7 protein-coding genes and 1 pseudogene are annotated in these 7,337 nt (G+C 44.4%); 3 read left to right on the top strand and 5 right to left on the bottom strand.

Going from position 1 to position 7,337, the window contains the following annotated elements; all coding sequences use genetic code 11:
- A partial coding sequence (locus tag AB6C75_RS22225) for a tyrosine-type recombinase/integrase (protein ID WP_372109284.1) occupies positions 1–536 on the top strand: 536 nt, incomplete at its 5' end.
- A 110-nt stretch (positions 537–646) separates the two neighbouring features.
- Here the strand turns inward: AB6C75_RS22225 and AB6C75_RS22220 are convergent.
- The 3 genes and pseudogenes from AB6C75_RS22220 to AB6C75_RS22210 form a co-directional block, all read right to left on the bottom strand.
- Positions 647–781: pseudogene (locus AB6C75_RS22220) on the bottom strand (L-threonine 3-dehydrogenase); the annotation flags it as partial.
- 123 nt (positions 782–904) lie between these two features.
- Positions 905–1,936 (bottom strand): L-threonine 3-dehydrogenase, encoded by a 1,032-nt coding sequence (tdh, locus tag AB6C75_RS22215; RefSeq protein WP_009845596.1) that lies wholly within the window; start codon positions 1,934–1,936, stop codon positions 905–907.
- A gap of 109 nt (positions 1,937–2,045) precedes the next feature.
- Positions 2,046–3,239 carry a glycine C-acetyltransferase gene (locus AB6C75_RS22210; RefSeq protein WP_017098369.1) on the bottom strand — a complete coding sequence of 398 codons (1,194 nt, stop codon included), beginning with the start codon at positions 3,237–3,239 and terminating at the stop codon, positions 2,046–2,048.
- A 504-nt stretch (positions 3,240–3,743) separates the two neighbouring features.
- Here AB6C75_RS22210 and AB6C75_RS22205 point away from each other — a divergent pair.
- Positions 3,744–4,676: a LysR substrate-binding domain-containing protein gene (locus tag AB6C75_RS22205; protein ID WP_372109282.1), complete on the top strand. Its 933-nt coding sequence runs from the start codon at positions 3,744–3,746 to the stop codon at positions 4,674–4,676.
- Entirely contained in the window at positions 4,676–5,059 is a 384-nt protein-coding gene (locus AB6C75_RS22200; RefSeq protein ID WP_229649959.1) for a VOC family protein, read from the top strand. Before AB6C75_RS22205 ends, AB6C75_RS22200 begins: the two co-directional genes overlap by 1 nt.
- Before the next feature lie 112 nt (positions 5,060–5,171).
- Here the strand turns inward: AB6C75_RS22200 and AB6C75_RS22195 are convergent, their stop codons facing one another.
- Together AB6C75_RS22195 and AB6C75_RS22190 are read right to left on the bottom strand one after the other, a co-directional pair.
- Entirely contained in the window at positions 5,172–6,707 is a 1,536-nt protein-coding gene (locus AB6C75_RS22195; protein WP_372109280.1) for a PepSY-associated TM helix domain-containing protein, read from the bottom strand.
- 111 nt (positions 6,708–6,818) lie between these two features.
- A complete protein-coding gene (locus AB6C75_RS22190) occupies positions 6,819–7,169 on the bottom strand; it encodes a hypothetical protein (protein ID WP_009845601.1) in 351 nt (116 codons plus the stop codon).
- Positions 7,170–7,337: the final 168 nt, after the last annotated feature.

The following is a 7,337-nucleotide window of genomic DNA, read 5'->3' as shown; positions in this document are numbered from 1 at the left end:
ACCGATGTATTGTTGAACGCGAAATGTACAGCAAAGATCAACACGCCCTAGTTAACCTGAAAAATTTCAACCGAGTCATTACAGTCTCGATTCCGCAGCTCATTGTAATTTCTAAGATTTGCTTAGCCACCGGTGCCCGTATAAGTGAAGCTCTAACTCTTACCCGTTCACAGGTAGCTGAATTTAAACTGACTTACACCGAGACAAAAGGTAAGAGGAATCGAAGTGTGCCCATCTCACCAGCTTTATATCAAGAGATCTTAGATATCGCCGTGAGCGACCATGAAATTTTTAACACGAGTTACAAGGACGCCTGGCGCTACATTAAAAATGCTTTACCAGAGCACGTTCCGAGTGGGCAAGCGACGCATGTTCTACGGCATACCTTTGCTTCGTATTTTATGATGAACAAAGGGGATATCTTGGTGTTACAGCGTATTCTTGGGCATACTAAGATTGAGCAGACAATGGCGTATTCTCATTTTGCTCCAGAACATTTGATACAAGCTGTACACCTCAATCCATTAGAGAATTAATGGCGACAAAGTGGCGGCAGACACTGTAATCGACCGTTATTTAGCGGTTTTATTCGTAAAAAAGGCGACATTTTCACTGTCGCCTTTTGCTATTTAGAGCCTAATTTTTTCTATTCCCAATCAAGGATAACCTTGCCAGAAAGCCCACTACGCATAGCATCGAAGCCAGTTTGGAAATCATCAATTTTAAAGTGATGAGTAATGATTGGTGATAGGTCTAACCCTGATTGAATCAAACTTGCCACTATATGAAAAAACAAAAATAACCACTAAATATCAATAGTTTAAATTAATTATCAATTAAGAATGGCGACAAAAAAGGCAACAGTTTTACCTGTTGCCTTCTGATATTCAAAACCGGTAGTATCCTACTCCCAGTCTAAAATTACCTTACCAGACATACCAGATCGCATCATGTCGAAGCCTTTCTGGAAGTCGTCCACTTTGTAGTGGTGAGTAATAATTGGTGTTAGATCTAGGCCAGATTGAATCAAAGAAGCCATCTTGTACCAAGTTTCGAACATCTCACGACCGTAGATACCTTTGATAACCAAGCCTTTAAAGATGACTTGGTTCCAGTCTACTGCCATGTCTGATGGTGGAATGCCTAGTAGAGAGATCTTACCGCCGTGGTTCATGTTAGTCAGCATGCTGTTGAACGCAGATGGGTTACCAGACATTTCTAGGCCTACATCGAAGCCTTCTGTCATGCCAAGATCCGACATTACGTCTTCAAGCTTCTCTTCCATCACGTTTACTGCGCGAGTCACACCCATTTGACGAGCAAGATCTAGGCGGTATTCATTTACGTCAGTGATTACAACGTGACGAGCACCAACGTGCTTCGCAACAGCAGCAGCCATGATACCGATTGGACCAGCACCAGTGATTAGCACGTCTTCGCCTACTAGGTCGAAAGAAAGCGCTGTGTGTACTGCGTTACCAAACGGGTCAAAGATTGATGCTAGATCGTCAGAGATTTCTGCAGGGATCTTAAATGCGTTGAACGCTGGGATCACAAGGAACTCAGAGAACGCACCAGTGCGGTTTACGCCAACACCGGTTGTGTTACGACAAAGGTGAGTACGGCCGCCACGACAGTTACGACAGTGACCACATGTGATGTGGCCTTCACCAGATACACGGTCGCCGATTTCAAAACCACGAACTTCTTGGCCGATGCCAACAACTTCACCCACGTATTCGTGACCTACCACCATAGGTACTGGAATTGTGTTTTGTGACCACTCATCCCAGTTGTAGATATGTACGTCTGTACCACAAATTGCAGTTTTCTTAATACGGATTAGAAGATCATTATGACCCATTTCAGGTTTTTCAACCTCGGTCATCCAAATGCCTTCTTCAGGCTTAAGCTTAGAAAGTGCTTTAATTTTCATAATGTTATCCAGTTCATCCCGCCTAACTGTAAGGCGAGAATCAAAAATCTATATGTTCTATTGGGTGTTGTTCTATCTAATCAAAGGATGCAAAGGCACCCCTTTAAAATTAGATGATAGCCATGTCTTTACCAACTTGGATGAACGCATCAATTGCGCGATCCAGTTGCTCACGAGAGTGCGCAGCAGACATTTGCGTACGGATACGAGCTGCGCCTTTTGGTACTACTGGGAAAGAGAAACCTACCACGTAAATGCCTTTCTCTAGTGCGCGCTCTGCGAATTCAGCCGCAACTTTTGCATCACCCAGCATGATTGGGATGATTGCGTGGTCAGCACCGCCCATAGTGAAACCAGCTGCTTCCATGCGAGTACGGAAGTGAGCAGAGTTTTCCCATAGTTGAATACGTAGGTCGCCAGATTCCGCTAGAAGATCTAGAACGCGGATAGACGCCGATACGATCGCAGGTGCAACAGAGTTAGAGAATAGGTATGGACGAGAACGCTGACGTAACCAGTCGATTACTTCTTTCTTACCAGAAGTGTAACCGCCTGAAGCGCCACCCATTGCTTTACCAAGCGTACCTGTGATGATGTCGATACGGTCAACAACGTTGTGGAACTCGTGAGTACCTGCGCCGTTTTCGCCCATGAAGCCAACTGCGTGAGAGTCATCAACCATCACTAGTGCGCCGTACTTATCAGCAAGGTCACAGATAGCAGGAAGGTTAGCGACTACGCCGTCCATTGAGAACACGCCGTCAGTTACGATAAGCGTGTGACGAGCGCCCGCTTCTTTAGCTGCGATAAGTTGCTGCTCTAGCTCTTCCATGTTGTTGTTCGAGTAACGGAAGCGCATTGCTTTACACAGACGAACACCATCAATGATAGATGCGTGGTTTAGAGCATCAGAAATGATTGCGTCTTCTTTGCCTAGAATCGTTTCGAATAGGCCAGCGTTTGCATCAAAGCAAGATGTGTAAAGGATAGTGTCTTCTTTACCAAGGAACGTAGATAACTTTTGCTCTAGTTCTTTGTGAGAGTCTTGAGTACCACAGATGAAACGTACTGAAGCCATGCCAAAACCGTGCTGATCCATACCATCTTTAGCTGCTTCGATAAGAGCTGGGTGGTTAGCAAGACCTAAGTAGTTGTTTGCACAGAAGTTTAGTACTTCTTCACCAGTCGAGATAGAAACCGCTGCTTTTTGTGCAGAAGTGATAATGCGCTCAGACTTGTAAAGACCTTCTTCTTTAACTTCTTCGATTTGAGTTTGAATCTGTTGGTAAAATGCAGAAGACATTGTCTATTCCTTCCTAATTATTATTCAGCAGCATCGCGCGCCGCATTATGTAGGGGACGTAAACGATTTCAATTCGATCATTTACACTGTAAAACTTATACCCCTATTCTAGTTGAACATCCCCTTCTCGATTATCCCTTTAGTTGGAAAAACATTAATGAATCGCAGGCACGAATAATGGTTCATCCCAGTGACACAGGGCACATAAACGCGTCTTACCTGCTCTTTTTAACGTCAAATCCCCTTCCGTTTGTGTCTAATTTCACTTTCATATCAGATCTCTCTTTTTCATCTCAGAACGATATGGTGATGATTATCCGCTTCTCTTAGAATGTGCATCAGCAACTCCGCTATACAGATGAAAACCGATGAGATGAAAAGCAAAACACGCCAAGCAATCAGAGCAATCACGCCAAGTGATTAATGAAATTGATTCACAAATCAGAAGAGATCACTCACAATTGTCAATAAGCTCACCGTTGCAACTAGCCCTACTGGACACTTATGATTAACCCAAAACTCATCGCCCTACTTCCCGATCTCGCCTCGTTTATCTTAGTTGTGAATGAAGGTAGCTTTACCGCTGCAGCAAAGCAGTTAGGGGTGACACCCTCAGCGTTGAGTAAATTGCTCACACGTCTAGAAAAAGCACTCTCAGTAAAGCTGTTTGAACGTACCACTCGTACATTGATCATCACGCAAGCAGGCCAGTTGGTATACGACCAAAGCGTGGTCATGATTAATGCGGCGCAACAAGCGGTTGAGCTGTCTACCTCCGACCATACTGAACCTGCAGGCTCTATAACGGTAGCGGCGCCTGAGGCGTTCTTGAACTCAGTGCTACAGCCTTTTGTTGTTCCATTTTTAAATCAGTATCCAGAGATTCAACTCAAGCTAAGGGCAGCTGATGGCGACATCGACATATTGCGCCAAGGCATCGACATTGCCTTTCGCCTTACCGACAAACCTGACGAGAGTTTGGTATTGAAAGAGCTCGGAAAAACAAACCTCGTGTTATGTGCGAGCCCCGACTATTTAGATGCTAAAGGAACCCCTCACCACCCTACCGAGCTGTCTGAGCACGACTGCTTATACCTTGCAGAAACAGATAAAGACCACATTTGGGACTTCCTTAAAGATGATGAGTTTTACACAGTACCCGTCAGCGGACGTTACGCTGTGAACCACTCTCAGATGCGATTGAAAGGCGTTAAAGAAGGGCTTGGCGTGGGTATTTTCCATGACTTCGTGATCCAAGATGCATTGGCTGAAGGTTCTGTAGTGCAAGTACTGGAAGATTGGACCATCAAGAGTAATTACCATGGCGCTATCGCGATGCAGTTTGCTCAAACCAAGTACATGCCCGCTCGATTACGTGTATTCATTGATTACGCGATGGAACACTTGGGTGACAAACTGGCAGGAGAAATAAACTGATGCTGAAAGGAATACACCACGCCGCCATTATTTGCTCAGACTACGAAGTCTCTAAACGTTTTTATACGGAAGTTTTAAAGCTTGAAGTGATTGCGGAGAATTATCGTGAAGCACGTCAGTCGTATAAGCTCGACTTGGCACTGCCTAATGGCGCTCAAATAGAATTATTCAGCTTCCCTGACGCACCTGAAAGACCAAGCTTTCCGGAAGCTCAAGGGCTGAGACATTTGGCCTTTTGTGTTGATGACGTTCAACATGCCAAAAGCTACTTGGGAGAACAAGGCATTGAAGTCGAACCGATTCGAGTTGATGAATTTACGAGGAAATCATTTACGTTTTTCGCAGACCCAGACGGCCTGCCGCTTGAGCTTTATCAGATCTAAAGCTGTATCAAATCTAGAGCAGCATCTAGTCTAAAGTCTTCCTCACAAAGAAATCTCTCATCTGATAAATAAACGGACCTTCTCAAGTCGAGAAAGTCCGTTTGCATGTCAATTAACTCAACGCGGTCTTGAATCTCTCAACGCGTGAAAACAGTAACCAATCCAATAGCATTGCTGTCACGATAGTTGCACCCGCGAGTGGAAACAGTATCGAAATAATAACCACAGTCACTAAGCCTGCTTTCCAAAAACCAGCATCGCCAAACTTCGGTGGCGTTCCCAACTTTCTTTGGCCTGAAGGTCTGCGTATCCACCACATTACTCCACCAGTCACTGACACCACAATGAACGCCAAACAGAACAACGCATTTAGAAGCTTATTAATGATGCTGATGTCACCTTGATGCAGAGAAATACCGACGGCTAAGGTTTTGGCGAATAAATTGTAATCTTGCCACGTCACCTCTCCTAGAATGCGCCCTGAATACTGGTCGAGGTGAGTCGTGCGATCTTGGGTTGGGTCGATGATATCGCCACCCATGGTATTGGCGGCCACGGTGTAAACACCCGTTTCTGAACGCGGGAAATTCACCTTGTACTGTGTAAAGCCAAGTAAGTGTGCCTTTTCAATAACGTCATCAATCTCGAAGGTGCTAGCTGACAACACATGCTGAGAGTGGTCTTCACCCATCTTAGAATGGTCATGAGCTTCAGACGCATCTTCTACTTGGTGGACGTGTTCTGCTGGCTTGTCTTGAGACAAAGGCAGTGGAGTTTGCTCTAGGTTCCAAGGCATTTCCTCTTCAGACCCGTGATTTAAAGAAGCATGCGTTTCGTTAGACAGTGGAATGTCATCCCACATTTGAGCAGGAAAAGTACTCCATGCTTGCACTAGCTTACCGCCCCAAAAACCTGTCCATGATAATCCCGATAGAATAAATAACAGAAGAATGAATGACAGTGTTCCACCGATATTCGCATGCAGATCACGCATTAAAATACGCGTTCCTGAACCAAATCGAAGCTTAAGAAAACCAGCGCGGCTCGCGTTATCTCGAGGAAGCCATAAGTAAATGCCACTGATGAGTAACAGAATAGACAAGCTTATTGCGACTTCAATTAGGTAATCCCCCCAATCACCAATCAACAAAGTGCCGTGAATGTCATTCGCCAGTTGATACAGACTGTCGCTGCGGGGGATTTCTCCTACCACTTCGCCAGTATATTGATTCACCGTGGCGAAAACGGACGTGCCATCTTCAAGTGATACAGAAAATCGGTTCGCAAGATCAGGGACTTTACTCGGTACAAATTGTGTCACCGTACCTTGTGGGTATTGATTTTGTACCGCAGCTAATTGTTGTGACACCTTGATCGGTTCGCCCGATGCAACAATTTCAATCGCGTCTTGATGGAAAACAAGTTCGATTTCATCATCAAAAAGCATCACCAAGCCTGTAATGCTCAGCATTAGCATAAACGGGATAACGAATAGCCCAGCATAGAAGTGCCAGCGCCAAGTGAGGAAGTAGAGAGTTTTATTGCGGTCTTTGCTTTTTAGATTGGTTTTCGAACCAGTTGTTGCACTGCTTTTAGACTGCGAAGTTGCTTGTGCTTTCGCAGGGGTTTGAGATTCATTTCTCAACATTATTATTTCCTTTGACACACGCAAACATACCTTCTGAAAGATCAGAAAGTAATTTGAGCATGTTTAACTTTACTTAATACTTTATTTTTTAATTATTTTAGTGGGTTAGGTTTAAGCAGTAACAAAGGGAGGGCCGCGCGGGGCTTGCCTCATATAGCGTTCGCTTAGAGCCAAAAAAGCGTAGCTGTCTGAGACAATAGAACTCAGTCGAGTTGTCAGTAGTGTAGTTGGAAGTTCATCTTGGTGAAACGTGGAAAAATGGCTAAAGGGACACGGCTTTCCTTTATGAGTATTAGGTTCACCTTCTTCAATTTGAACCAGTTCAAAGCCATTGACCGTACATAACGACGCCCATACTCCCGCACTATTACCATGAGCATTGATAACAGGCATTAATGTCACCAGCACCCAGCTTAATGCTGTAGCAAGTAACATGGAGAAGTTGAACGAGGTTCGGCGCATTATTCCAAATCTTTATAAATTTCCCTTATTATGAGGGACTTGGAATATAGGTAAACGTAAAGATTAACAGCAAGTTAAAAAATTGAAGCTAACGCACACTCTTTTTAGTTAAAAACTAGGGCGTGTTGATCTTTCGTGAGTGTTTTTTGAACAGCATGGTAAAGAGTT

It is taken from the genome of Vibrio sp. 10N.237.312.B06, assembly GCF_041464685.1.
GTDB classification, from domain to species: Bacteria; Pseudomonadota; Gammaproteobacteria; order Enterobacterales; family Vibrionaceae; genus Vibrio; species Vibrio tasmaniensis_A.
Note: the sequence above shows the minus strand (reverse complement) of the source record. Positions and strands in the feature narration are given on the sequence as shown.